Origin of the sequence: Rhodococcus sp. C1 (assembly GCF_020809065.1) — a bacterium.
In the GTDB taxonomy this organism is placed as follows: Bacteria; Actinomycetota; Actinomycetes; order Mycobacteriales; family Mycobacteriaceae; genus Rhodococcus_F; species Rhodococcus_F qingshengii.
In genome coordinates, this window is the sequence record NZ_CP078080.1 from 3,980,850 (window position 1) to 4,003,977 (window position 23,128).

The window sequence follows — 23,128 nt, forward strand, 5'->3', positions numbered from 1 at the left end:
CACGAAAACCGCGATGGGGACACCTCCGGGTGTCCCCAGGACGGCTCAGATCATTGCCCTGTGGATGCCCTTCGGCTCGCCACCGAGCTGCGAGAGCGTCGACGCATGGAAAATGGAACCGGGTACATGGATCGCGTGCGCCAAACCGGCATGCGCATCACGCCAGAACCGCTGCATCGGCGTGCTCAACTGCAAAGCCCCACCACCGGAACGAGCAAAGATCTCGTCCACCGCCCGCACCGCCCGCCACGCAGCAGCAGTCTGCGTACGCCGACCGATCGCACGAAGCTCGAACGAAACTTCCTGCCCCTTCTCCGTCATGTCCCAGAAACGATCCACCGTCTCCAAGATCGCAGCCCGAGAAGCAGCGATCTCGGCCGCCGCCTCACCGATCGCGAACAGCACGTACGGATCTTCCTTGATCGGAACACCACTGACCGTCACACGCTCACGCTGCGCCGCCATGTTGCACGCCAACGCACCTTCGGCGATACCGATCAACGACGAAGTGATCCCCAACGGGAAAATGCACGAGAACGGGAACTTGTACAACGTCTCCGTACGACCCGCTTCCTTCCACGCCGTCCCGTCGAAAACCTTTCCGGCGTCGATCGTGCGGTACGTCGGCAAGAACGCATCCTTGACGATCAGATCCTTCGACCCCGTACCGCGCAGACCCACGACATTCCAGCTGTCCTGGTCGATGTCGTAATCCGAACGCGGCAACAACACGTGCAGAATCTTCGGCGGCATCAACGGCTTACCGGACTCGTCACCGACCATCGCACCGATCATGATCCAGTCACAATGATCGGTACCCGAGGAGAACGACCAACGACCGTTGAGGATGTACCCACCCTCGACCGGCCTCGCCACACCCATCGGCGCATACGGCGACGCCATCCACGTATCAGGATCGGTTCCCCACACCTCTTCCTGAGCCTTGCGGTCGAAGAACGCAAGCTCCCACGGATGCACACCGACGATGCCGCTGACCCAGCCCGTGGCACCGTCCATCGCGCCGATAGCCATTGCCGTCTCGGCGAATTCACGCGGATGCGCCTCGAGGCCTCCGAACTCCTTCGGCTGCAACATCCGGATGACGCCGGCGTCGCGCAAACGCTTCGCGCTGCCGTCCGTCAAGCGCATCAGCTTGTCGCCCTCGACCCCGTCGGCGCGGATCTCGTCGGCGAACTGTGAGATGTTGTCCAGAACCTGACCCATGATCTTCCGCCTCCATTGATAGCCCGCCAACCTTCAATAAAGTAGAACACGTTCTAGAAAAATGCGGAAGTAGAACGGCCAGTTCGTTCAGCGCCGATCAATACGAATGCGACAAGGCCAGTGGCGTTCAGGTCGACACGTGCCCCAGTCCCGCGGTCAGAATGCGAATACACCTCATCGCAACTTCCGCAGGCGAGCCGTCGCCATACGCCGGGGAGTCCCCGTCAACCCACGCGACAACGGCCATCCGCTGGGCCGTGTTCGCTGCAATTGCAAGCAAACGCACTTCCAGTTGCTCTGCGCCGGGTCCCATCAAATCACGCAGTACGAGCACCAAAGCAGTCTCGGTGTCGTTGACCAAGCTCACCACGCGTTCCGAAGCGCCGGATCGCCAGAAACAATCCTTTGAAGTCGGCGAATCAACGCAATCGCATCGGGTGTTGCGGCAGGTGAATTCAGTGCGACGCGGGCGGCGGATGCCAGCACCTGAACAACAGGCGTACCCGGCGAACTGGACGCGATATACCCGAGCCATTCGTCGATCCCGTTGGCGAGTATCGGCCTCACCGCATCTTCCTTCGTCCGAAGTATCGATAGAACGTGCGAAGTCCGATTCCAGCTGCGCGTGCAATGCCCTCGGCGGTCACCGGATTCTCGCCGCGAAGGACAAAAAGCTCTGCAGCACAACGTGATATCTCCAACTTTGCCTGCTCCTTCCGCCGTTGGGTGAGCGACGGGGAGTTAGACACTGAACCATGCTCATGCCAGTATCGCACGGTGCGCCACCGTGCTTCGGAGTTGAACAGGAAGAACCCTGGCATCGGCTGCGGAAGCCATGAACCGTCCACTTCGCCTTCGATCAGTTCCGCCACCGACTGGACATCGAGACGCCAGGCCAGCCTCGTCTCACCCCCATCGCCATTTGACGCGATTCGAGGCGGCAGCGCAGGACCAAGTCTACGGATCATCGACGTTCACGAACGCATACGCCTGGGTCCCGCCGACGGCAACGCTCGCAGTTCACGCATGGTGCGTTGAACATCGAAATGTGTCGCAGTTTGGCCAACCGCCCCCCAAATCGATGACGCTACAAGGCGGACAGGTACCGCACTTCGGTAGTCGAGTTTGAGCATCGCGGACGGACCGGAAACAGCAACGGCAGCAATCGCGTTTCCTTGCGGCCCAACCGGTGCAGCAACGCAATTGAGGCCGGGACTCAACAGCCCCGCGCCGTACGCTACGCCGGTATCACGTATTCGACTGAGTTCCTGCCTTAGAGTCATCGGCGCTTCAGCGCCCACAGGGGAGCCTCCGAACGCAAGGAGCGCACGTCCAAGAGCCGACCTGTCGGCCGAAGAACGTTCGCCGACACGAGTAGGAACTACACCGGACAGCATTCCGCCGATCTTGTCGAGGTAAACGACATCCGGCGCGTCCAGCACTCCGAACTGCACTACCAGTCCGGTCACTCGATGCAACTCGCGGAGGAAGGGCAAAGCGACCGAATACAATCGATCCTGTTGTATTGCAAGGCTTCCCAGCTCCATCAATCTGATTCCAAGGCAGTAATCAGTGCCATCCCGCCGGAGCCACTTCTTGGCGACGAGCTGCTCGAGCATGCGATGCACCGACGAACGAGGCAAGCCGGTAATTCGCGAAACTTGACTGAGAGTGAGCTGTCCGGACACTTCGAAAGCATCCATGACCGACGCCAGTCGATCCAGGAACCCCGCCGGGGTCGTAGCGTCTGCACGAGCGGAAGCTTGCATGCGAATTCCTTGAAGTCATTCCCACAATTTATGGTGCATGTGGGGCACGTGGAGCCGAAAAGCGCTACCGTCGGCAACGGTGTTGTCGCCGTGGCCGTTGTTGCCGACATCGGGCTTACTGGTTACGGCCCGCTGCAACAGCACCGCGACACCAGGCCGTCCGTCACCGTCGGATGTTCGAACGATCTCAGTGTGACAAATTGTGCCATGTTGACATCGGGTGTGAAGAGAAAAACCTCAGGAGCATTCACAGAAGGATCACGGTGGACGTTAACGCCGCAACATGAACAGAGAAGGACGAAATACGTTGCCCCGGAGGCATATTCCACTAGACCAGAAAGTCGCACGGAAGATTTCCGTCAAATCCGTTGGGCCATTCGCCACGCTTGTGCCGCAAGCCTGTCCGCCTGGGCGCCGAACGATTCCGCCGACCGCTCGATTTCGCCCATCGCGCCACGTAGCGTGCGGCTGTACACACCCTCGACAATGCATGCGATCTTCCACCAGTTGAACGCAATGTAGAAGTCGATATTGAAGTCCGCATCTTGTTGGGCCGCAGAGATATAGACGTCCAACAGCTCATCGCGCGACGGGAACCCTTCGATTCGAGTCGGAGCATTCTCCAATGCACAAACATCGTCATCGGGTTCGGCCCAATAGACCAACAGTTGGCCCAGGTCTGCCAAGGGGTCACCCACCGTGGCCAGTTCCCAATCCAGTATTCCGGCGATCACGCCGTCGGCGCCGACAATGCAGTTGTCAAGGCGAAAGTCACCGTGCACGACGCTGCTACTGCACTGAGGGGGAATATTTCGAGACAACTTGGCATGTGTGCGTTCGAGGTCGAGGCTATCTCGCACACGATCACCCTTCCAGTTCCGCAACCACCGATTCAACTGACGATCGATGTAGTCCGTCCGATCGGCCAGAGCATTCCATCCGATCTCACGAGGGTCGACCGAGTGCAGGGCGGCAAGATTGCGAACCAGTTCCGCGGCCAATCCGGCTCGCGTTTCGTACGGGATTTTCGCGCGTACTACCTCCGGATCACGCAGGACTGCGCCGTCGATGAAGTCCATGACAAAGAACGGAGCACCAGTCACAGATTCGTCAATGCACTTGCCTACAACGATCGGTGACGGAACCGGCACGTTCTGCAGTCGCTCGAGAATGTCAGCTTCGCGAATTACATCATGGGAGGATGCATGCCTGATTCCGAGCGGGGGTCGACGTAGCACCCATCGAGAACCTGCCTCGTCGCTCACCGAGTAAGTCAGGTTCGAGCGTCCACCGGCGATCCGTTCGAATTCGAGCAATCCTTGCGTGGCATCGGGCAGATACTCACGGAACCACGCCGCCACCAGGGGCTCACACAAACCGTTGTCGCCCTGCGGTGCCGGGTTCACGACCTCACACCCTCTCGCGCGGGACCACTTCCGACAGATGCTGATTTCAGCGGCGCATCGATGCCGTCGAGAAACACCGAAACGACGGCATCGGCGAGCTCTGAAAGACCGAACTCCTCTGTGGGGCTGAACCATCGGAGCGACAACCACACAGCGTCGCGAATCAGTCCGTAGAGAATCTCCGCCGGCAGGTCCGATCGAAACTCGCCTGCGCTCATTCCGGATTCGATAACAGCGATCCAGGCGTCCTTGGTGCTACGGGCGGCCTCACGGATGTCGTGATAGGAGTCAAGTTTCCGGAGATAGGTGCTGTTGTTCTGATAGATCTCGGAGGCGTGTGGGTGCGCCTGACTGACCTGAAACGAAGCTCGAACCAGCGAACCGAGGCGAGTACGTGGGTCACCGGCAGATTCCAGGATCGACCCGTATGCGCTCGTGAGCGCCTGAAGATATTGTGTGACAATCGTATTCGCGATTGCATCCTTCGATGGGAAGTAGTGATAAAGGCTTCCGGACAGAATTCCCACCGCATCAGCGATATCGCGAACTTTGGTGCCCGCGATCCCCTTGGTGGCGAACAGTTCTGCAGCCTGTTCGAGTATCAAGTCGTGACGATCCGACCATTCCATTCAAGTCCTCCTGACGAGTCTTCACGTGTCACCTCTGACGAGGTTGCAATTTTGACTCTATACCGCGAATCAAACGTTTGCTACAGTCGCTCCGTACCGCGTAGCAAACGTTTGATACGGAACTTTGAGCGCTCGTGAAATACCAGGAGAGGACGGACGCGTGTCGGACAAGACAATGTCGGAAGCAGATGTCGTAAGTCGACTGAGATCGGGAATGACAATCGGAATCGGCGGGTGGGGTTCGCGCCGGAAGCCGATGTCACTCATCCGAGAGATCCTCAAGTCAGAACTGACCGATCTGACCGTTGTGTCGTACGGCGGAGCTGATGTGGGGTTGTTGTGCGCAGCCGAAAAGGTTCGAAAGGTTGTGTTCGGTTTCGTCTCGCTGGACTCGATCCCCCTGGACCCTCACTTCAGAGCAGCCCGACAGGCTGGTCGTATCGAGGTCAGCGAATACGACGAGGGCATGCTCCAATGGGGCCTGTACGCGGCCGGGATCCGTATGCCCTACCTGCCGACTCGCGCGGGACTCGGTTCCGACGTCCTCCGGGTGAATCCGGAACTGCAGACGATCGTCGATCCTTATGCGGGCGAATCATTGGTTGCGATGCCGGCGCTCCCCCTCGATGCCGCGCTGGTACATATGAACCGCGCGGACATGCATGGCAATGCCCAATACCTCGGGCCGGACCTGTACTTCGACGACCTGTTCTGCCTAGCTGCCGAATCGGTCTATGTCTCTTGCGAACAAGTGGTTCCCACTGCGGAGTTGACCGCGGATGCACATCCGTCGACGATTCGAATTCCCCGGTTGCTTGTATCGGGAGTCGTTCACGCTCCAGGTGGTGCGCATTTCACATCCTGCGTACCCGACTACGATCGTGACGAGGCTTTCCAACTCGAATATGCCACTGCAGCAAAAGATCCAGAAGCTTGGCAACGCTTCGTGGACCGATATCTGTCCGGCTCCGAGGCCGACTACCAGAGACTCGTCGCTGCGGAATTCGAAGGAGTGCCGGCATGAGTGACGCCACTCGGGCAGAGGTCTGCGCGATCGCGTGCGCCGAGGCGTACCGAGGCAACGGTGAAATGATCGCGAGCGCATTCGGCGTGATACCTGCAATCGGTGTGCGATTGGCGCGTCACACTTTCGAACCCGATCTCGTTTTGTCCGACGGAGAAGCGTCAGCCGTGCGCGGCACGTGGGCCGTCGACCGAACTCCGGCAGGCGAGGTCGAATCGTGGTTGCCCTTCAACCAGATCTTCAATCTCGTCTGGAATGGCAAACGGCACATCATGATGATTCCCACGCAGCTCGATTCCTATGGGAACTGCAACATCTCCGCGATAGGTGATCATTCGCGGCCGACAGTGCAACTCTTGGGAGTCCGCGGAGCGCCGAGCAATACCGTGCATCACCCGACAAGTTACTGGGTGCCGAAACACAGTGCACGCGTTCTCACTTCACAGGTCGACATGGTTTCCGGTGTCGGAAACGACAATGCACGCAAGGCCGGACCGTCGGCCAGCCGATACCACGAGTTACGACGAGTTGTCACAAATCTCGCAGTTCTGGACTTCGAGCCGGATAGCGGACAGTTGCGTCTGGTGTCGACTCACCCCGGCGTAACCGTCGACGAAGTAGTAGCCGCAACCGGGTTCGAACTCCACCTGCCCAAAGCCGTACCCACTACTCGAACCCCCACAAGCGAGGAACTCGACCTGATTCGCAACGTCATCGATCCACGGAACCTACGTGACAAGGAAGTACCGGCATGACCGTGCTGAACTCAGGTACCGGGCCACTGCACACCCGTATCTGCGAACTCTTCGGTGTGAAGTATCCGATTGTGCAGACCGGCATGGGGTACGTCTCGGACGCCCGACTTACGGCGGCCACAACCAAAGCCGGCGGTTTGGGAATCATCGCCGGGGCGATGCTGACCTACGACGAACTCGTCAGCGCCATCGATTACGTCAAAGACCGCACCGACCAACCATTCGGCGTGAACTTGCGAGCCAACCAGGACGACATCGATCGCAGAATCAAACTTCTCATTCGATCGGGGGTCAAGATCGCCTCCTTTGCGCTCGCACCGAACCAGGCGCTGATCGGCCGACTCAAAGATGCAGGCCTTGTTGTCGTGCCGTCGATCGGAGCTCGCAGACATGCCGAGAAAGTTGCAGCGTGGGGAGTTGACGCAGTTGTCGTTCAAGGCGGCGAGGGCGGCGGACACACAGGCGCAGTTCCCACGAGTTTGCTTCTGCCACAGGTAGTCGACGCCGTCGACATCCCCGTTATCGCGGCAGGCGGATATTTCGACGGCCGAGGTCTCGTCTCAGCACTCGCCTACGGTGCAGACGGAATCGCGATGGGGACTCGCTTCATGCTCACCAGCGATTCGCCGGTGTCTCAGGCAGTCAAAGATGTCTATCTCTCGAAGTCGGTCAACGACACCGTGGTCACACTCGAGATCGACGGGGTTCCTCAGCGTGTGCTGCGCGCAGGAACGATCGATCAACTCGAATCAAGCCACGGACCGACGCGCATGTTACGTGCTGCCCGCAATGCTGTTGCTTTCCAACGTCTCTCGGGAACACCCTGGCCGAAGTTGATACGTGAAGGCCTGGAAATGCGGAAGAGCCACGAACTCGGCTGGCGGCAAGTTGTGATGGCCGCCAACGCACCGATGCTGTACCGATCCGCACTCCTCGACGGCCGCACGGATATCGGAGTCATGGCGACCGGGCAGGTCGTCGGACTGATCGACGACATCCCCAGTAGCGCAGAACTCGTCGAACGCATCATGCAGGACGCGGAGGCCGTCCTTGCTCGACTCACACCCGCACCCGAATTGGACAGTCGAGTCTTGTCAACTGAAAACGTGAAAGGAACAACGAACTGAAATGAATCAGCTGAAAGATCGAGTAATCATAGTAACCGGCGCCGGTCGTGGTTTGGGCCGGGAGCACGCCCTGCTACTTGCGGCCGAAGGCGCAAAAGTGGTTGTCGACGACACCGGCGCCGGACCGGACGGGCACGGAAACGACATCAGTATTGCGGCATCGGTCGTCGACGAAATCGTCGCGGCCGGAGGAATCGCAGTTGCCAGTGTCGCGGACGTCACGACGATCGACGGCGCGAGCGAACTCCTGGACCTGGCCCTCGAGGCATTCGGCTCGGTCGACGGCCTGGTCAACAATGCCGGCATCCTGCGTGATCGAATGTTTCTGAACATGCCCGAGGCCGATTGGGACGACGTGATCTCGGGACAACTACGCGCTACATTCGCGCCCTGCACTGTATTCGGCAACTACTGGCGCGAGCGTTCGAAGTCGGGCGAAACCGTCGCGGCGTCGATCGTGAACGTATCGAGCACCTCCGGGCTGCTCGGTGCCGTCGGTCAGAGCAACTACGGCGCCGCGAAGGCCGGGATCGCAGCGTTGACAACGATCCTCGCACAGGAGGTCGCCCGATACGGTGTGCGAGTCAACGCAATTACGCCTGTGGCCAGGACACGGATGACCGAGAACGTTCCCGGTATCAAGGAACTTGTTGCAGCACCTGACGATCCGAGTACATTCGACACCTATCATCCAGGCAACGTCTCGCCAGTTGTGGCCTATCTGCTCACCGAGAAGTGCCCCGCCACTGGTCAGGTGTTTTACGCCAAAGGCGGCGAAGTCCGCCAGTTTCTCGGGTGGCAGTACGGAAAGACCATCGCCAGAGACTCGCGATGGACGGTGGAAGAGTTGACAGAGGCGATGAGTGAAATTGTCTGAGACGACTGCGCCGATCCCTGGTCCGGGACACGGCCTTGCTGAAGGCAAATCCGTTCTGGTGACAGCAGCAGCGGGAACTGGAATCGGATTCGCAGCGGCACAACGCTTTGCTGCCGAAGGTGCCCGACTGGCGATCAGTGACCGGCATGAGCGCAGATTGATCGCGGCCGCCGACCGCATCGAGTCCGAGTTCGGCACCCGCCCACTCACTGTTCCTTGCGATGTCACGGACAATCAGCAGATCGACGCAATGGTCGATCGGGTGGTTGCCGAGTATGGATCCATCGACGTCCTCATCAACAACGCAGGCCTCGGCGGGACGGCGAGCATTCAAAGTATGACCGACGAGCAGTGGTGTTCGGTACTCGATGTGACCCTGACGAGCACTTTCCGCACCACACGATCAGTGTTGAGAGTCATGATTCCACAAGGGTCGGGGGTGATCGTCAACAACGCGTCGGTCATCGGCTGGCGTGCGCAGGAAGGGCAGTCGCACTACGCCGCAGCGAAAGCCGGCGTCATGGCGCTCACACGATGCTCTGCCCTCGACGTGGCACCGCACGGAATCCGGGTCAACGCGGTTGCACCGAGCATCGCGATGCATCCTCACCTTGCCAAGGTGACCAGCGACGAACTGCTCGAACAGCTCAGCAAGAGTGAGGCTTTCGGTCGTGCGGCACAGCCGTGGGAGGTCGCCAACGTCATGGTCTTTCTTGCAAGCGACTACTCGTCGTACATGACGGGCGAAGTCGTTTCGGTAAGTAGCCAACATGCATAGCCACCCATGGGCTCTGAAGGAGAAGCTGTGGTCGACAAAGAGTCACTAGGTATCACGGGCACCCCGTTCCGTATGGACATCGAGCGCGGCAAGATTCGTGAGTTCGCCGTTGCCACGTATTCGAGCAATCGGAACTATGTCGAAGACGAGTTCCCGGTAGTGCCCCCGACGTTTCTCACCACGACCCTCCTCTGGCAGACAGAGGGCTCGGATCCGTGGCGGAAGGTAGAACTCGACGGCAAACGCGGACTCCATGCCGAACAGAAGTACGAGTTCTTCGGTCCACCTCCCCGCGCAGGTACTCGTCTGAACTGCACTTCGCGGATCGTCGACATCTACACGAAGCAGGGACGGAAGGGCGGCGAGATGACTTTTGCCGTGATGACAACGGATTTCGAAGACGAACAGGGAAATCTCATTGCTCGGGCAACTATGACCGGAGTGGAAACTGCTCGACCGACTGTGGAGGAATCTTGATCAACACAGTGTCAGTCCCGACCCCGTGGGTTGTCGGTCCGGTATCCCGCACCGATTTCGTCAGGTACCAAGGTGCGTCGGGAGACATGAATCCGATTCATCACGACCAGGTTTTCGCCGAGGCGGCGGGGTACCCGAGTCCGTTTTCGGTCGGGATGTTCCAAGCTGGGCTCCTGGCCACCTTCGCCACCGATTGGCTGGGTGCAGAGAACATCCGAGCGATACGAGTTCGGTTCCTCGAACAGGTTTGGCCCGAAGACACTCTGACATGCTCAGCGCTTGTCGAACGAACCTATGCGGACGACGAAGGTGACAAGATCGACGTCGAACTCGCCTGCACGCGGCAGACCGGCGGATTGGCGGTCAAGGCGTGGGCAACCTTCGTGCGGACGCCCCTCGTACCTTCGGAGCGGCCGTGAAGGCGCACGTATGTACCCAGCTGGGGTTGCCGAATCAACTGCAGTTCACAGAAATTGACGATCCCACGCCGACACCGAACCAAGTTCTCGTCTCGGTCAAGGCGGCGGGTGTCAATTTTCCCGACGGGTTGATCGTCGCCGGAACGTATCAAACTAAACCCCCACTCCCCTTCATTCCAGGGTCGGAAGTCGCGGGTGTAGTGCACAGTGTCGGCTCGGACGTCCAAGGGGTCACCCCGGGGATGCGAGTCATGGCCTTCTGCGGCATGGGCGGATACGCGGAACTCGTGGCGGTCACCAGTGACAAGGTCTTTGTCATCCCTGATTCCATGAGTTTCTCCGACGCTGCCGGATTCGTGGTTACCTACGGAACGTCCTACCACGCACTCGTCGACCGAGCTGCGATCCAACCAGGAGAGACATTGCTCGTCCTGGGTGCCTCCGGGGGCGTCGGGCTCACCGCAATCGAGATCGGCAAAGCATTGGGTGCACGCGTGGTGGCGGCGGCGTCCTCCGAAGCGAAACTCGAGGTCTGTAAGCAACATGGAGCAGACGAGTTGATCAACTACACAACGGGCAACCTTCGCGAACGAGTCGCACAGGTCGCACCGTCCGGTGTAGACGTGGTGTACGACCCGGTCGGTGGAGATCACGCCGCTACAGCGGTGCGCGCATTATCCACCGCAGGAAGATATTTGACGGTTGGCTACGCTTCGGGGCAGATTCCGAAGATCGGCATGAATCGCCTCCTCGTCGTTGGCGGGGCGCTACATGGAGTTCTCTGGGGCGCATGGGCGAAGCGTAATCCGGAGTGCAACGCGGACAACATGCGAGCGCTCTTCGACATGTACGACGGTGGCGCTCTGTCTCCTCATGTGAACAGCATCCACCCGCTGATCAATGCTCCTACCGCACTCGAGGAAGTCATGAGTCGACGAGCGCTGGGCAAAGTCATCCTCTCAACCAACCCCGAATGACAATTCACGACAAAAGGTGCCGTCAATGGACTTAGCTCCGAGCCCCGCCGCGCGCGAAATCATCGCGCGTCTAGAAGCATTCATGGACGAACACGTCTACCCAGCTGAGTCGGTCTACTCCGAACAACTCGAGGCCGCAGGACCTCGCAGTCACGTCTTGCCACCCGTGGTCGAGTCGCTGAAGTTGGAAGCGAGACGCCAGGGCATGTGGAATCTGTTCATGCCGGCGCTCTCACGACTGTCTCACCTCGACTACGCCCACATCGCCGAGGTGACGGGACGCTCGCCCTACATTGCCCCCGAAGCCCTCAACTGCGCGGCGCCCGATACCGGAAACATGGAGATCCTGCACCTGGTGGGAACCCGCGAGCAGAAGGAGCGATGGCTTCAACCACTGCTCGACGGCACAATGCGTTCGGGCTTCTCCATGACTGAACCCGATGTTGCGTCCTCCGATGCCCGAAACATCACGACGTCGATTGTTCGGGACGGCGACGAATACATCGTGAACGGTCGAAAATGGTGGACGACCGGTGCAGCAGACCCAAGGTGCGAAATTCTGGTAGTCATGGGGAAGACGAATGCCGAGGCAGAGCCCCACAAGCAGCAATCGATGATCTTGGTGCCCGTCGCCACCGCTGGAGTCGAAATCGTGCGCAGTTTACCGATATTCGGATACCACGACCAACACGGCCACTGTGAAATTCGGTTCGATAACGTTCGAGTACCGGCAACAAATATGCTTGCGTCCGAAGGAGACGGGTTCGCCATCGCACAGGCGCGCCTGGGTCCAGGCAGAATTCACCACGCCATGCGCTGTATCGGCATGGCGGAGCGCGGATTGGACTTGATGGTTCGACGTGCCCAGTCTCGTAACGCTTTTGGCGGGCCGATCTCGGATCAGGGAGTTGTCCGGACCTGGATCGCCGAATCGCGAATGGAAATCGAGCAGGCCCGCCTTCTGGTGCTGAAGACAGCATGGCTCATCGACCAGGTCGGAGCCAAGGGCGCTCAGATCGAGATCGCGGCAGTCAAAGTCATCGGTCCTCGTGTGGCGCGCAACGTCCTGAATCGATCGATCCAGTGCCACGGGGGTGGCGGTGTCACCGACGACTTCCCGATCGCGAGAATGTGGGCGAGTGCCCGGATCCTCGGTATCGCCGACGGACCAGACGAAGTGCATATCAGGAGCGTCGCACGCCACGAGTTGCGCAAGCACCGCTGACGGCGATCGGTGTTCGAGGCCCGCGAAAGCCGTTGTATTGCTGAATCATCAGCCTTCGTCCGCTCGAGCGCATGGTTGACCTCGGTCAACCCCTTCGGGCTGCGGCCCGTGAAGAGAAAACCTCAACCAATTGAATAGGAGAGGCAAATGCCTCGCGCGTCAAAATCAAGGGAAGTGTCCTTCGATCACGAAGTGGACTTCCTCGTTGTCGGCAGCGGTGCCGGTGGGTTGACCGCGGCGTTGGCAGCCGCCGCCAATGGTCTGAACACCCTCGTCATCGAAAAAGCAGACGTTTATGGCGGCACCACCGCGCTGTCGGGCGGCAACATCTGGGTGCCCAACAATCCAACTCTCATCCGTGAAGGGCTCTCGGACAGCCGTGACGACGTCCGGGCGTACATGCGAGCTGTCGTTGGTGATGGAGTTCCCGAGGACAACATCGACGCGTTCGTCGACGAAGGTCCACGCGTGTTCGAGTTCCTCGAGAAGACCAGCCCGCTCATGCGATTCCAATGGTGTACGGGCTATTCGGACTATCACCCGGAGAAGCCGGGCGGTCGCCCACGTGGACGTACTATCGAACCGCTTCCTTTCGACCTGAAAATGCTCGGCACCGACGAGTCCGGTCTGCGCCCCGGCGCACTTCCGACTCCCGCCGGTCTGTACATCACATCCAAAGAGTTCGTGAAACTGAACATGGTCATGCGTACCTGGGCAGGGCGACGTGCCGCGCTGGCAACCGGGTGGCGTGCAGCGAAGAGTGTTCTGACCAGAAGGCACATGGAAACACTCGGGCAGGCCCTGGTCGGCCGTCTGCGCCTGGCGATCAAACAAGCCGGCGTTCCGCTTTGGCTGAACACTGCGATGGAATCGCTGATCACGGACGACGATGATTGCGTGGTGGGTGTGGTGGCCGAGCGCAACGGCCGCACTGTCAGAATCCGAGCTTCCAAAGGCGTACTGCTCGCCTGCGGCGGTTTCGAACAGAGCGACGAGATGCGTCGGCAGTATCTCCCGGAAAACGCCAGCGCCAACTACAGCCTCGGTTCGGTCGACAACACTGGAGACGGCATCCGCGCGGGACAACAAATCGGTGCCGCAGTTGACCTGATGGATGACGCGTGGTGGATGCCCTCGTTCAAGAGACCTGACGGGATCATGCACGGATTGGTCTCCGAACGGTCGGTTCCCCGATCGATCATCGTGAACCAGAACGGAGTTCGGTTCACCAATGAATCCGCTCCCTACGTGACATTCGTCCACAACCAGATTGCCGGGGGTCACGACCCAGCGTGGTTCATCTTCGACGCGAAGGCCAAAAGTCGCTATCAGATCGGAGCGATCATGCCGGGGCAGAAGTTCCCGAAATCCTGGTTCGACAACGAACTCCTCTACACCGGCGACACGCTCGACGAGTTGGCCGGCCGCCTCGGACTTCCGAAGAAACAATTAGCTCTCACTGTGCATCGATACAACAGGTTTGCGCACAACGGTGTAGACGAAGACTTCGAGCGTGGAAAAAGTGCGTACGACAACTACTACGGGGACCCGACATTGCCAGTCCCCTCGATGGACATGATCGACGAAGGTCCGTACTACGCGATTCGACTACGAACCGGCGATCTGGGAACGAAAGGCGGGCTCGTCTACAACAAACATGCACAGGTCATGCACTGTTCCGGTGAACCGATTGCAGATCTCTACGCGACGGGCAACACCTCGTCCGCGGTCATGGGCAACGACTACGCCGGGGCAGGCGCGACCATCGGGCCGGCGATGGTTTTCGGATACATCGCGGCGCGCCACGCAGCTGACCGCCGACAGGACCCGCGATAGATCGGAGTCGTTCCCGTTCCCGTCGGCACGACGTACAACCACGCGGAGGTGGCCTGGACGAACATCCATGCCACCTCTGGTCGGTGCTCGGTGACTCGCCAACGCGATGGATGCACTGTCACACAGTCTGCAATTCCGCAGGCAGTTCGACCGCGTCGCTACCCGAAGCCGCAAGCAGCTGCGCGTACCGCCCGCCTTGCTTCACCAGTTCGTCGTGGGTGCCCTTTTCCACAACCACGCCCTGGTCGAGGACCGCGATGAGATCCGCATCTCGAACCGTGGAGAGTCGGTGCGCCACAACAAGAGTGGTGCGTCCGACCATCAGCTCGTCGAGCGCGTCCTGCAACGCACGTTCAGTGCGATTGTCCAAGGCGCTCGTCGCCTCGTCGAGGACGAGGATCGGCGGATTCCGCAGGACTGTGCGCGCGATCGCTATGCGCTGTTTCTCACCGCCGGAGAATCGGTAGCCGCGCTCGCCGACCATGGTGTCGTACCCGTCGTCGAGACCGGAAATGAACTCGTGGATCTGCGCGATGCGCGCTGCCTGCTCGATCTCGGCGTCCGTGGCGTCGGGTTTCGCGAACCGAAGGTTCTCACGAATCGTCGTGTGGAAGAGATACGTCTCCTGCGACACCACACCTACCAGGTCGGAGACCGTCGCCAGATCGAGGTCCCGCAGATCGACGTCGTCGATTCTCACCGATCCCGCAGTCGGGTCGTACAGACGTGCGGCCAAGTATCCGAGAGTGGTCTTGCCCGAACCCGTGGAGCCGACAAGCGCCAAGGTTCCGCCGGCCGGGACCGTGAGGTCGATGTTGTCGAGGGTCTTGCTGTCGGTTCCTGGATACGAGAAGTCGACGTGGTCGAACCGAAGTTCGCCGGACATCTTGGTGCGGTCGAAGCTCTTCGACTCTTCCGGATCCGCGATGTCGATCGGCAGATCCAGGTACTCGAACACGCGACTGAACAGTGCCATCGAGCTCTGCACCTCGACGCCCGTGTTGAGCAGCATCATGGTGGGGCGGAACAATTGTGTTTGCAGCGTGGTGAATGCGACGAGGGTGCCGACGGTGATGGTGTTGCCGTGATCGAGAGTGAAACCGGCAAACCAGTAGACCAGTGCAGGCATGGCTGCGAAGGTGATCGACATGGTCGCCATGCGCCACTTGCCGGCCATCATGGCTCGGAGTTCGACGTCTGCGACTTCCGCTGAACGCTCGGTGAATCGATCCGTCAGAGCCGACTTCGCGCCGGTCGTCTTGCCGAGGAGAATGCCGCTGACGGAGAGAGATTCCTCCACCTGGACCGACAGATCACTGAGTAGCTTCTGCCGCTTACCAGAGATCTTGCGGCGCTCGTCACCGATCTTGCGTGCGATACGGATGAACACCGGCAAGATCGCCAGCGAGAAGATGGCAAGCCGCCAATCCAGAAGGAACAGAGCAACAATGGTGGCTGCCACGGTCGTTGCATTCTGCGCGATGGACGTTGCCGTGTTGGTGACCACCGACTGCATACCGCCGATGTCGTTGGCAATACGCGACTGAACTTCTCCGGTTCGGGTTCGAGCGAAGAATCCGAGCGACTGATTCTGCAGATGCGAGTAGACCCGCACGCGCAGTTGGTGCATCAGTTTCTGGCCGATGCTGTTGGACATCCATGTCTGGGCCACGCCGAGACAGCTCGTGATCACGGCAATGGCGATCATGCCGATGGCCAGAACGCTCACGAGTCCGAGGTTCTTGTCCGGGATCGCCTTGTCGAGCATTTCGCGTAGGAGCAGCGGGCTGCCCAGCGCCACGATCGCGCTGAGTGTGATGACCGCGGTGACGATGGCGATCTGAGTTCGATACGGCGCGAACAGTCCGAGTACGCGCTTTGCCGGTACGGATTCCGCCGGAGTGATCTCGACAGCGGATCGTTCGATGTTTCGCATGTGATCTGGTTTCACGTTCTACCTCCTGGAGGCTTTCTCACCCTAGTTTCATATTGATGAGGTTACCTCACTATGAGGCTGACACCAACAACGCTAGACTGACGCCATGCATTCCCGAGAGCGCGAACTCACCGACGTCGTGATGTCCGTGGCACGGCTCATCCGCCGACGTCAGGTGGCAGCGCTGGAACCATTCGGTCTCTCGCCGTCGCAAAGCCGAGCGCTGCGAGTACTGACCCGAGTGGGCGAGCCGGTTCGACTCGGGTTTCTTGCCGAGCGATTGCGCATCGTTCCGCGGTCGGCGACCGACGTCGTGGATTCCCTCGAAGAGGCCGGATGGGTGCGCCGCACTCCCGATCCGAACGATCGGCGAGCCGTGTTACTCGAGCTCACCGACGCCGGCGCTACCCTCGCTGCCGACGTCGCAAAAGCTCAACGACGCGAATCTTCGGATGTGTTCGACGACCTCGACGAATCGGAGCGAGCAACTCTCACCGAACTTCTCGAGCGAGTGGACGCGGGGCACGACTCGCGGCCCCGCGACTGCCCGAAACCTTCGGTCTGAGTCCTCACGCAGCGACGGTGTCGACTGCGTCCTCGACATTCTCCGCCGACGTCGGCTTACTCTGACGCTCGATCTTCGAGATGCAACGAGCAAGGTCCGCGCCTACCGCAGTCGCCCGTAGCTCGAGATCGGAACGAGGCACACCCTCTTTGGTCGTGTACTCGTTGGTGCGCAACTCCCCCGCCACCATGACCGGATCACCCTTCATGATGGATGCGCCGACGCCGGTGACCAACCGCCGCCAGCAACTCACCGTGAGATAGAGGGTCGCTCCGTCCGTCCACTCTCCGGTCACCGCGTCTTTGCGACGCGTGTTGCTCGCCATCCGAAAGCTCAGCACCTCTTCGCCATTGGTGGTCTGCCGCTTCACCGGATTGGTGATGACGGTTCCGACAACCGTTGCATGCGTTTCGTACATGTCCGATCCCCCCTCGAACTCCAGAACCCGCCAACTGCCGCGGGGCCGATCATTGCGTCGGCAGTTTCGATTGTGGAACGACAAACGCGTGGCTCGGGATCTTCGATTTCCACCTGTGCATCGGTGGAACAGCTGTGGAGAAACAGCACTGCCCGAGCCAAACGGCCCGGGCAGTGTCGGAGCTAAGTGCTAGTGGAGGATTCGTCGGATTTCTTCTCGCTGGGTGTCTCGTCCGCAGAGTCCTCGCTTGCAGTCTCCGCGTCAGCAGCCTCACGCGGTTTCCACCCCTCGCGGTCCCGCCTGGCCAATTCGGCGAACATGGCGTTGTGAGCAGCGAGGTCGGCGTCGTGGTCACGCTCGGCCGCACGGTCGGTTCGGCGCGCTGTCCTGCCATCGCTGCGCGACCACTGAACCAGTAGCGCGAGCATGACCACCATGAGCGGGATCTCGCCGGTCGCCCACGCGATGCTGCCGCCCAGCTGCTGATCGCCGATCAGGTCGTTGTTCCAGCCGAGGCCGAGCGAACGGAAGTACGCGCCGCCCATGACGGCGGTAGTGCTCATCAGTGCCACGCCGAAGAAGGCGTGGAACGGAAGTGAGCCGAAGACCATTGCCAGCTTGGTCACTGGCTGCAATTGACGTGGTGACGGGTCGATTCCGATCGCCACCCAGTAGAAGAGATAGCCGCTGAGGATGAAGTGCAGGTTCATCAGCAGGTGAGCGCTGTGCGAGTCGACCGTCGCACCGTAGATTCCGCCGAGGTAGAGCGCGTAGAAACCGCCGACAAAGAGAACTGCCGCCACGATCGGGTGGGTGATGAATCGCGAGAACGGGCTGTGCAGAGCGGTCAGAATCCACTCGCGAATGCCGGGCACGCCGTCCTTGCCTGCCGGATCGAGCGCCCGCAGAGCCAAAGTGATCGGCGCACCCAGAACCAGCAGGACTGGTCCCAACATCGACAGCGCCATGTGCGCACCCATGTGAACGCTGAAGACTGCCGGTGCGTATTTGCCGACGCCCGACGACGTGGCGATCAGGAGCACCGCACAACCGCTCATCCAGGCGATGGTTCGGCCGACAGGCCAGGAATCCCCACGCTTGGCCAGCTTGCGCAGGCCGATGCCGTACAGAACCGCCGCAGCAACGGCGGCGGTGCCGAACATGAGGTCGAATCGCCAGTCCGTCACGAAGGCCATGAACGACGGCGGGTCCGGAAGGTTGTAACCGAGTTCGACCTCGGGGATCGAGGGAATCGACAGCGGCGGGGGCGGCGGGGTACGACCGAGGCCGATCGCGAGACCGATGGTTGCCGCCATCACGATGCCTTCAGCGCCGGCAAATCGAATCAGGGCAGAGCGACTCTTGGGGTTCTCCGCCAGCGCCGGTAGCGCCCGACTCCGCTGAGCCCAACCGAAGAACCCGAGGATGATCAGTGCAACGGTTTTCGCGACGATCAATCGTCCATACGTCGTGGTGAATACGTCGTCGAGAGGCAGACGGACAATCGCGTTGATGACGCCGCTGAATCCCATGACGACGAAGCAGATGGATGCGACCGTCGAAAAGCGTCGGGCTGCTACGTCGGTGTAATCGCCGCCGCGCCGCGCGTGTGCCAGTAGCGCGAACAAGCCGCCGGCCCAGAGCGAAGCCGCCACGAGGTGCAGGATCAGGCTGTTGGTAGCGATGTCATGCGACCCGCCCGAAGACGAGTGACCGGTGAGAGCGAGCGGCATCAGTCCGAGAAGACCGACCAGCAGCAGTAGCGGGGTCCACCACCAGCGCAGTGTCAGTCGGGCCAGGATCGCCAGAACAACCGCAATGATTGCCGTCCAGCGCCAGGCGCCGGCGATCTCGACCTGATCGAGTCCCGACCAGAGGTTCGCCGGTTTGATCGCTTCGGCGAACGGCTGACCCGATGTGTCGGAGAGCGTCAGGGGCACCATCATGAACGAACAGATCGCCCACACGATCGCGGCGTGCGATGCAGTTCGGACTGCCCGATAGCCGTCGACGTCGAGGACGCCCGACTTCTGCGGCGGCACGAAGAACGCGGCCAGCAGCAGTGACCCGATCGCAATGACCGCGGCGATCTCCCCCAGTGCCCGCATCGCGGGCAGGCCGTACGTGGTGATCGGGCCTGGATCCGGGATACCCAGAAGAGTCAGTGCCTGCGACGCGGAGAATCCCACCACGATGGCTGCGGTGAGCCCTGCGATGAGTCCGCTGACCACGAATATCGCGGTCGAAGAAGCGGGTGCACCGCTGTGCTGTGTGGACTCCGGTGGGGAATCTGTCGGCGCGAGGTCGGGTGTAGCCATACCTCAAGGGTAGGACCTTCGCGAACCGACTACGACAACGCGTCGGAGTTGGGCGGCGCGCGTCACATCCCGAACCCTCGAGTATGATGTTCCACGCGCCTCCGTAGCTCAGGGGATAGAGCAAGAGCCTTCTAATCTCTTGGTCGCAGGTTCGAATCCTGCCGGGGGCACTTTTGTATCGTTTTCCCAGCAACGAATACCCTCTACACCTGCACGTACGAAGCCATGACCGACGCGGCATTCCTGCGTTATCCCACTCAATCGCGGCCAAAGTGTTGAGTAAGTGTTGTTGTGCGGTTCTCAGGTGAGTCCAGTGGATACACCATAAGTTGGGCGCCGAATCCCGGCTTGTCATCGACAATCTTGCTGTCCAGCGGCGGAGCGAATTGGTACGGAAGACGAGTTCTGGAAAGCCCTGCAATGCTTCTGTCACACCCGGAACTCCAAAGGGAACCAGGCTATTTGGGCCCACATCAGTAATGGGCCTCTCAGATTCAAGCTCGGGCGCCAGCACGTCTGGCGCAAGAGTGTCGTACTCGCGTGGGCGCCGAACAGGAACCCCCGTGGTGTCAAGCGCGGCACCCGACCCTCCCCTGAAGTTTGGGCGCAGCGTTCGTTCGAATGGTGGAACTCTGTACGATCCGCACGCTAATCGGTAGATCGCGAATTACTTTCGTTGAGTCGGACGCTGCGGTGGCCGATCAAACGCACGTCGCGATTCGTCATTTCGCCCTGCATTGATCCACCGGCCTCGACCTGGCCGGTCGCCCGGTGGGTCATCCTGGGTGCACGTGTTCCCGACAGCTCAGGTGCGCCGACCTGCCGGAGTGCACGCGGGGGCCACCCCGGCAGGCGACCCCACTACAAGGGGCAGCCACAAGGCAGCTCGTTCTCACTCGCTGAGAAATCACAAGTGCCGATTCACACAAACCTTGATCGTAATTCGCGCGGGAAACCGAAATACGTTACTTGCCAGCCTTTTTCCTTGGACAACCTTGGGCAATCGTTCCCCATCCTCAACATTCACAAACCGGACAGTCTGTGCTAATTTTTACAGACCTTCACCCCCGTTTTACCCTCCGAGAGGTTCATCACGCATGTCTAAAGCCACCCGCCGCGCCGGAATCGTTGCCACACTTGTCGGCTCCGCTGCATTGATTGCACCGGCTTTCGCGGGCGCAGCGCCCACCGGTTCACTCGGTTCCGCAGAGCCGGAAGCGGGCTTCACCTGCTCCACAACGTCTACCGAAACCACCGCGAACGGCTGGGGAATCCCGTTCACCGACGAGAAGGACCAGACCGCCTCCTACGCGGCCGATAATGTCTTCGACAAGGACGGCTCACTCAAACTCGAAGTCACCGACGTCAAGGACCGCTCCGTGTCTTACCACGCGGCTGGAAGCATCAAGCTCGCCGACGCGGTTGCCAAGGAAATCGGGTTCTCCGAGCGCGCCGTAACCACCAGCGCTGCGTTCCAGCTGCGTTTGACCGGTACCACGAATCCGAAAGACAACGGTTTCACCACTCTGGTGTGGGTGCCGAGCCAGAACGACGCACCTGTCACGGACGTTGCGGTCAAGCACGAGAACATCCAGGACGGACTCTGGTGGAGCACCCGTACCATCGGCGGTGCAGTAAAGGGCGAGCCCACCTCACTCGATGCCATCGTGGCAGCCAACCCCGGCGCGAAGGTCGAGCACTACGGTGTGAGCGTCGGCACCGGCTCGGCGGCCTCGAGCGTCTTCGTCGACGCCGTGAAGTTCAACGGTTGCACCACCAACTTCGCAAAGAACGATCCGAAGCCGGAAACAGGCACCGGTTCGCTCGGTTCACTCGGCAACATCTTCGGCAGCTAGCAGCAGAAGTTCTTCTGCAGATGACGAAAGCCCCCAACCTCCTTGCGAAGTTGGGGGCTTTGTCGTGAGTTTCTACGATCCGAACGCGGGGAATTGGATGGATCCGAATCCCCCGCCCGGGTTCACGGGCGCCTGCGGCAGAGTGAACGGGATCTCCTGCAAGTTGTGGGTCTGGTTGTATCCGGCCGGGGTGGGTCCGTCGCTGACGCAGTAGATTCCGGCGACGTAGTTGCCATCCGGAAGTCCTGCGATGGTATCCGTAATCTTCGAACTGTTTTCGGAAGCCGGGTTGGGCGACTTCCACACGGGATCGGCCTCCAGATTCGGGTGCCCATAAATGAAGGTGATGGCGAACCATACCGGATTGTGTTCGGTGAATTCGCGGATTGCTTCAACATTTTCCGGGGTATGGACGGCTGTAGTGCAGTTCGCGAACTCCGGAGTCGTGTACTTCAGTGTGGCCGTCCTGTCGACGACCGAAAAGGACACATCGGTCGCAGTCGGGGTGACAATGTCATCGGCGCCAGCCAGTCCCGGAAGAACCATCACGCTAGCTGCCGTCACGGCCCCAACAATCGCAGCCTTCTTGGCCAATCCCTTTGCGCGCATAGCTTTCCCTTCGTCGTTTTCCACCTGTAGGCATGGAAGTGGCAGACGTTACCGAGGAAAAACCAATCTGGGCAGTCATCCAAATAGATGACACTGCACGAAACCTGCAGGTGAAAACACGTTTATCGGCCCAAGACGAAAAAGACGCCGCGCCCTCCCGATGAGGATGGGGCGTCAGCCGCCCGGCCAGGTGGCGGGAACGTCATGGTGGTTTTGCCCGCAAGCGCGAGAATCCCTGCGAAACTGGGATGCTCACCGTCCCACGTCATCGGGATCACCGTGCTCGCACCGTGCATAGCGGCGAACACGTCGGACGCCCGGACGATGTCGGCGGTTCCGTGGGGCAAGGTGTAGAGCCAGCTGGTCGCAGGTTCGAATCCTGCCGGGGCACCACAAGATTTGCATCACGAATAGTCACGCTGCGTGGATAAAGCGATCTCTCTTCAGACCGATCCGATCCGGACCGAAACCTAGCCCACAAATTGCGTACCGTCCGCAGTAATCTGCCTCGCATGAAGAAGGCGCTTCCGAAGACCCTGAAGTCACTCGCCCGGACCGTTGGAATCCTGGCACTCGCGATCGTCGTGGTATCCGTCGTCGAGCGGTTCACCGGCGCACACCAACCGACGACCGGTCCCGCGTCGTTGACCGGGCCCGACCAATCGTTGTAGCTCTTCCGTTGCGGCAAAGGTCGTCTGACGAAGTTCTGCGACGACGAGTCGGTAGGCAAGAGTCCACCAATGGCGGCTGAGTCGCGTGCAACACGCTGTGCGGAGCGGCCCGCGAGTGTCACAGAATCTCTGGGCTCCGGATCCCAAGGCGTAACAGCAACCGGGGCGGTCAAACCTTGCGGGCAGCCGTGGGTGTAGCGCCATTGACACAAGCTGCGTCAGAATGGTTGCG

At 60.3% G+C, this 23,128-nt stretch carries 24 protein-coding genes and 1 tRNA gene; 14 read left to right on the plus strand and 11 right to left on the minus strand.

Going from position 1 to position 23,128, the window contains the following annotated elements:
• Positions 1-45: 45 nt before the first annotated feature.
• The 7 genes from KTR60_RS18160 to KTR60_RS18190 form a co-directional block, all read right to left on the minus strand.
• Complete coding sequence (locus KTR60_RS18160; RefSeq protein ID WP_042923855.1) at positions 46-1,224, minus strand: acyl-CoA dehydrogenase family protein; 1,179 nt, start codon at positions 1,222-1,224, stop codon at positions 46-48.
• Positions 1,225-1,351: 127 nt separating this feature from the next.
• Complete coding sequence (locus KTR60_RS18165) at positions 1,352-1,591, minus strand: hypothetical protein (RefSeq protein ID WP_228401113.1); 240 nt, start codon at positions 1,589-1,591, stop codon at positions 1,352-1,354.
• Complete coding sequence (locus tag KTR60_RS18170; RefSeq protein ID WP_228401114.1) at positions 1,588-1,791, minus strand: hypothetical protein; 204 nt, start codon at positions 1,789-1,791, stop codon at positions 1,588-1,590. Before KTR60_RS18170 ends, KTR60_RS18165 begins: the two co-directional genes overlap by 4 nt.
• Positions 1,788-2,192: a TetR family transcriptional regulator gene (locus tag KTR60_RS29265; RefSeq protein WP_323374279.1), complete on the minus strand. Its 405-nt coding sequence runs from the start codon at positions 2,190-2,192 to the stop codon at positions 1,788-1,790. The genes KTR60_RS18170 and KTR60_RS29265 overlap by 4 nt, the downstream gene beginning before the upstream one ends.
• A 6-nt stretch (positions 2,193-2,198) precedes the next feature.
• Complete coding sequence (locus KTR60_RS18180) at positions 2,199-2,993, minus strand: IclR family transcriptional regulator (RefSeq protein ID WP_007733367.1); 795 nt, start codon at positions 2,991-2,993, stop codon at positions 2,199-2,201.
• Positions 2,994-3,352: 359 nt separating this feature from the next.
• Positions 3,353-4,399, minus strand: coding sequence for a phosphotransferase family protein (locus KTR60_RS18185; RefSeq protein WP_228401115.1), 1,047 nt, complete (start codon positions 4,397-4,399; stop codon positions 3,353-3,355).
• Entirely contained in the window at positions 4,396-5,028 is a 633-nt protein-coding gene (locus tag KTR60_RS18190) for a TetR/AcrR family transcriptional regulator (protein WP_007733365.1), read from the minus strand. The genes KTR60_RS18185 and KTR60_RS18190 overlap by 4 nt, the downstream gene beginning before the upstream one ends.
• Before the next feature lie 160 nt (positions 5,029-5,188).
• Between KTR60_RS18190 and KTR60_RS18195 the strand changes: the two genes are divergently transcribed.
• The 10 genes from KTR60_RS18195 (at position 5,189) to KTR60_RS18240 (ending at position 14,523) form a co-directional block, all read left to right on the plus strand.
• The gene (locus tag KTR60_RS18195; protein WP_007733364.1) at positions 5,189-6,052 is read left to right on the plus strand and encodes a CoA transferase subunit A; all 864 of its coding nucleotides are present in this window, start codon (positions 5,189-5,191) and stop codon (positions 6,050-6,052) included.
• Positions 6,049-6,807, plus strand: a complete 759-nt coding sequence (locus tag KTR60_RS18200; protein WP_228401116.1) for a CoA-transferase subunit beta — start codon at positions 6,049-6,051, stop codon at positions 6,805-6,807. The genes KTR60_RS18195 and KTR60_RS18200 overlap by 4 nt, the downstream gene beginning before the upstream one ends.
• Positions 6,804-7,934: an NAD(P)H-dependent flavin oxidoreductase gene (locus tag KTR60_RS18205; RefSeq protein WP_228401117.1), complete on the plus strand. Its 1,131-nt coding sequence runs from the start codon at positions 6,804-6,806 to the stop codon at positions 7,932-7,934. The genes KTR60_RS18200 and KTR60_RS18205 overlap by 4 nt, the downstream gene beginning before the upstream one ends.
• A 1-nt stretch (position 7,935) precedes the next feature.
• Positions 7,936-8,811, plus strand: a complete 876-nt coding sequence (locus KTR60_RS18210; protein WP_030537576.1) for an SDR family NAD(P)-dependent oxidoreductase — start codon at positions 7,936-7,938, stop codon at positions 8,809-8,811.
• Entirely contained in the window at positions 8,804-9,589 is a 786-nt protein-coding gene (locus KTR60_RS18215) for an SDR family oxidoreductase (RefSeq protein ID WP_416309245.1), read from the plus strand. The genes KTR60_RS18210 and KTR60_RS18215 overlap by 8 nt, the downstream gene beginning before the upstream one ends.
• A 27-nt stretch (positions 9,590-9,616) precedes the next feature.
• On the plus strand, positions 9,617-10,066 hold the full coding sequence (locus tag KTR60_RS18220) for an FAS1-like dehydratase domain-containing protein (protein ID WP_003945322.1): 450 nt from the start codon (positions 9,617-9,619) through the stop codon (positions 10,064-10,066).
• Positions 10,063-10,485 carry a MaoC/PaaZ C-terminal domain-containing protein gene (locus KTR60_RS18225; protein WP_030537578.1) on the plus strand — a complete coding sequence of 141 codons (423 nt, stop codon included), beginning with the start codon at positions 10,063-10,065 and terminating at the stop codon, positions 10,483-10,485. Before KTR60_RS18220 ends, KTR60_RS18225 begins: the two co-directional genes overlap by 4 nt.
• A complete protein-coding gene (locus tag KTR60_RS18230) occupies positions 10,482-11,462 on the plus strand; it encodes an NADPH:quinone oxidoreductase family protein (protein ID WP_039973333.1) in 981 nt (326 codons plus the stop codon). Before KTR60_RS18225 ends, KTR60_RS18230 begins: the two co-directional genes overlap by 4 nt.
• Before the next feature lie 25 nt (positions 11,463-11,487).
• A complete protein-coding gene (locus KTR60_RS18235; RefSeq protein WP_007733351.1) occupies positions 11,488-12,687 on the plus strand; it encodes an acyl-CoA dehydrogenase family protein in 1,200 nt (399 codons plus the stop codon).
• A gap of 147 nt (positions 12,688-12,834) precedes the next feature.
• The gene (locus KTR60_RS18240) at positions 12,835-14,523 is read left to right on the plus strand and encodes an FAD-dependent oxidoreductase (protein WP_228401119.1); all 1,689 of its coding nucleotides are present in this window, start codon (positions 12,835-12,837) and stop codon (positions 14,521-14,523) included.
• A 118-nt stretch (positions 14,524-14,641) separates the two neighbouring features.
• Here the strand turns inward: KTR60_RS18240 and KTR60_RS18245 are convergent, their stop codons facing one another.
• Positions 14,642-16,459 (minus strand): ABC transporter ATP-binding protein, encoded by a 1,818-nt coding sequence (locus tag KTR60_RS18245; RefSeq protein ID WP_007733348.1) that lies wholly within the window; start codon positions 16,457-16,459, stop codon positions 14,642-14,644.
• A 106-nt stretch (positions 16,460-16,565) separates the two neighbouring features.
• Here KTR60_RS18245 and KTR60_RS18250 point away from each other — a divergent pair, with 106 nt between their 5' ends.
• The gene (locus KTR60_RS18250) at positions 16,566-17,024 is read left to right on the plus strand and encodes a MarR family winged helix-turn-helix transcriptional regulator (RefSeq protein ID WP_003945320.1); all 459 of its coding nucleotides are present in this window, start codon (positions 16,566-16,568) and stop codon (positions 17,022-17,024) included.
• Between the two features lie 4 nt (positions 17,025-17,028).
• On the opposite strand, the gene ssb is transcribed toward KTR60_RS18250, so the two are convergent.
• Positions 17,029-17,442, minus strand: coding sequence for a single-stranded DNA-binding protein (gene ssb, locus KTR60_RS18255; RefSeq protein WP_007733347.1), 414 nt, complete (start codon positions 17,440-17,442; stop codon positions 17,029-17,031).
• A gap of 182 nt (positions 17,443-17,624) precedes the next feature.
• Entirely contained in the window at positions 17,625-19,760 is a 2,136-nt protein-coding gene (locus KTR60_RS18260; RefSeq protein WP_228401120.1) for a cytochrome c oxidase assembly protein, read from the minus strand.
• Between the two features lie 97 nt (positions 19,761-19,857).
• Here KTR60_RS18260 and KTR60_RS18265 point away from each other — a divergent pair.
• Positions 19,858-19,930: transfer RNA gene (locus KTR60_RS18265), tRNA-Arg, on the plus strand.
• Positions 19,931-20,857: 927 nt separating this feature from the next.
• Positions 20,858-21,616, plus strand: a complete 759-nt coding sequence (locus KTR60_RS18270; protein ID WP_228401121.1) for a hypothetical protein — start codon at positions 20,858-20,860, stop codon at positions 21,614-21,616.
• Positions 21,617-21,688: 72 nt separating this feature from the next.
• Here the strand turns inward: KTR60_RS18270 and KTR60_RS18275 are convergent, their stop codons facing one another.
• Positions 21,689-22,180 carry a hypothetical protein gene (locus KTR60_RS18275; RefSeq protein WP_228401122.1) on the minus strand — a complete coding sequence of 164 codons (492 nt, stop codon included), beginning with the start codon at positions 22,178-22,180 and terminating at the stop codon, positions 21,689-21,691.
• Between the two features lie 557 nt (positions 22,181-22,737).
• On the opposite strand from KTR60_RS18275, the gene KTR60_RS18280 reads away from it, so the two are divergent.
• Entirely contained in the window at positions 22,738-22,896 is a 159-nt protein-coding gene (locus KTR60_RS18280) for a hypothetical protein (RefSeq protein WP_003945304.1), read from the plus strand.
• The last annotated feature ends 232 nt before the right edge of the window (positions 22,897-23,128 follow it).

Bases quoted from the DNA above. Each gene is read 5' to 3' on its own strand.
- KTR60_RS18160 (WP_042923855.1), bottom strand. From the start codon at position 1,224: ATGGGTCAGGTTCTGGACAACATCTCACAGTTCGCCGACGAGATCCGC.
- KTR60_RS29265 (WP_323374279.1), bottom strand. From the start codon at position 2,192: ATGATCCGTAGACTTGGTCCTGCGCTGCCGCCTCGAATCGCGTCAAAT.
- KTR60_RS18180 (WP_007733367.1), bottom strand. From the start codon at position 2,993: ATGCAAGCTTCCGCTCGTGCAGACGCTACGACCCCGGCGGGGTTCCTG.
- KTR60_RS18190 (WP_007733365.1), bottom strand. From the start codon at position 5,028: ATGGAATGGTCGGATCGTCACGACTTGATACTCGAACAGGCTGCAGAA.
- KTR60_RS18200 (WP_228401116.1), top strand. From the start codon at position 6,049: ATGAGTGACGCCACTCGGGCAGAGGTCTGCGCGATCGCGTGCGCCGAG.
- KTR60_RS18205 (WP_228401117.1), top strand. From the start codon at position 6,804: ATGACCGTGCTGAACTCAGGTACCGGGCCACTGCACACCCGTATCTGC.
- KTR60_RS18210 (WP_030537576.1), top strand. From the start codon at position 7,936: ATGAATCAGCTGAAAGATCGAGTAATCATAGTAACCGGCGCCGGTCGT.
- KTR60_RS18235 (WP_007733351.1), top strand. From the start codon at position 11,488: ATGGACTTAGCTCCGAGCCCCGCCGCGCGCGAAATCATCGCGCGTCTA.
- KTR60_RS18240 (WP_228401119.1), top strand. From the start codon at position 12,835: ATGCCTCGCGCGTCAAAATCAAGGGAAGTGTCCTTCGATCACGAAGTG.
- KTR60_RS18245 (WP_007733348.1), bottom strand. From the start codon at position 16,459: ATGCGAAACATCGAACGATCCGCTGTCGAGATCACTCCGGCGGAATCC.
- KTR60_RS18250 (WP_003945320.1), top strand. From the start codon at position 16,566: ATGCATTCCCGAGAGCGCGAACTCACCGACGTCGTGATGTCCGTGGCA.
- ssb (WP_007733347.1), bottom strand. From the start codon at position 17,442: ATGTACGAAACGCATGCAACGGTTGTCGGAACCGTCATCACCAATCCG.
- KTR60_RS18260 (WP_228401120.1), bottom strand. From the start codon at position 19,760: ATGGCTACACCCGACCTCGCGCCGACAGATTCCCCACCGGAGTCCACA.
- KTR60_RS18270 (WP_228401121.1), top strand. From the start codon at position 20,858: ATGTCTAAAGCCACCCGCCGCGCCGGAATCGTTGCCACACTTGTCGGC.
- KTR60_RS18280 (WP_003945304.1), top strand. From the start codon at position 22,738: ATGAAGAAGGCGCTTCCGAAGACCCTGAAGTCACTCGCCCGGACCGTT.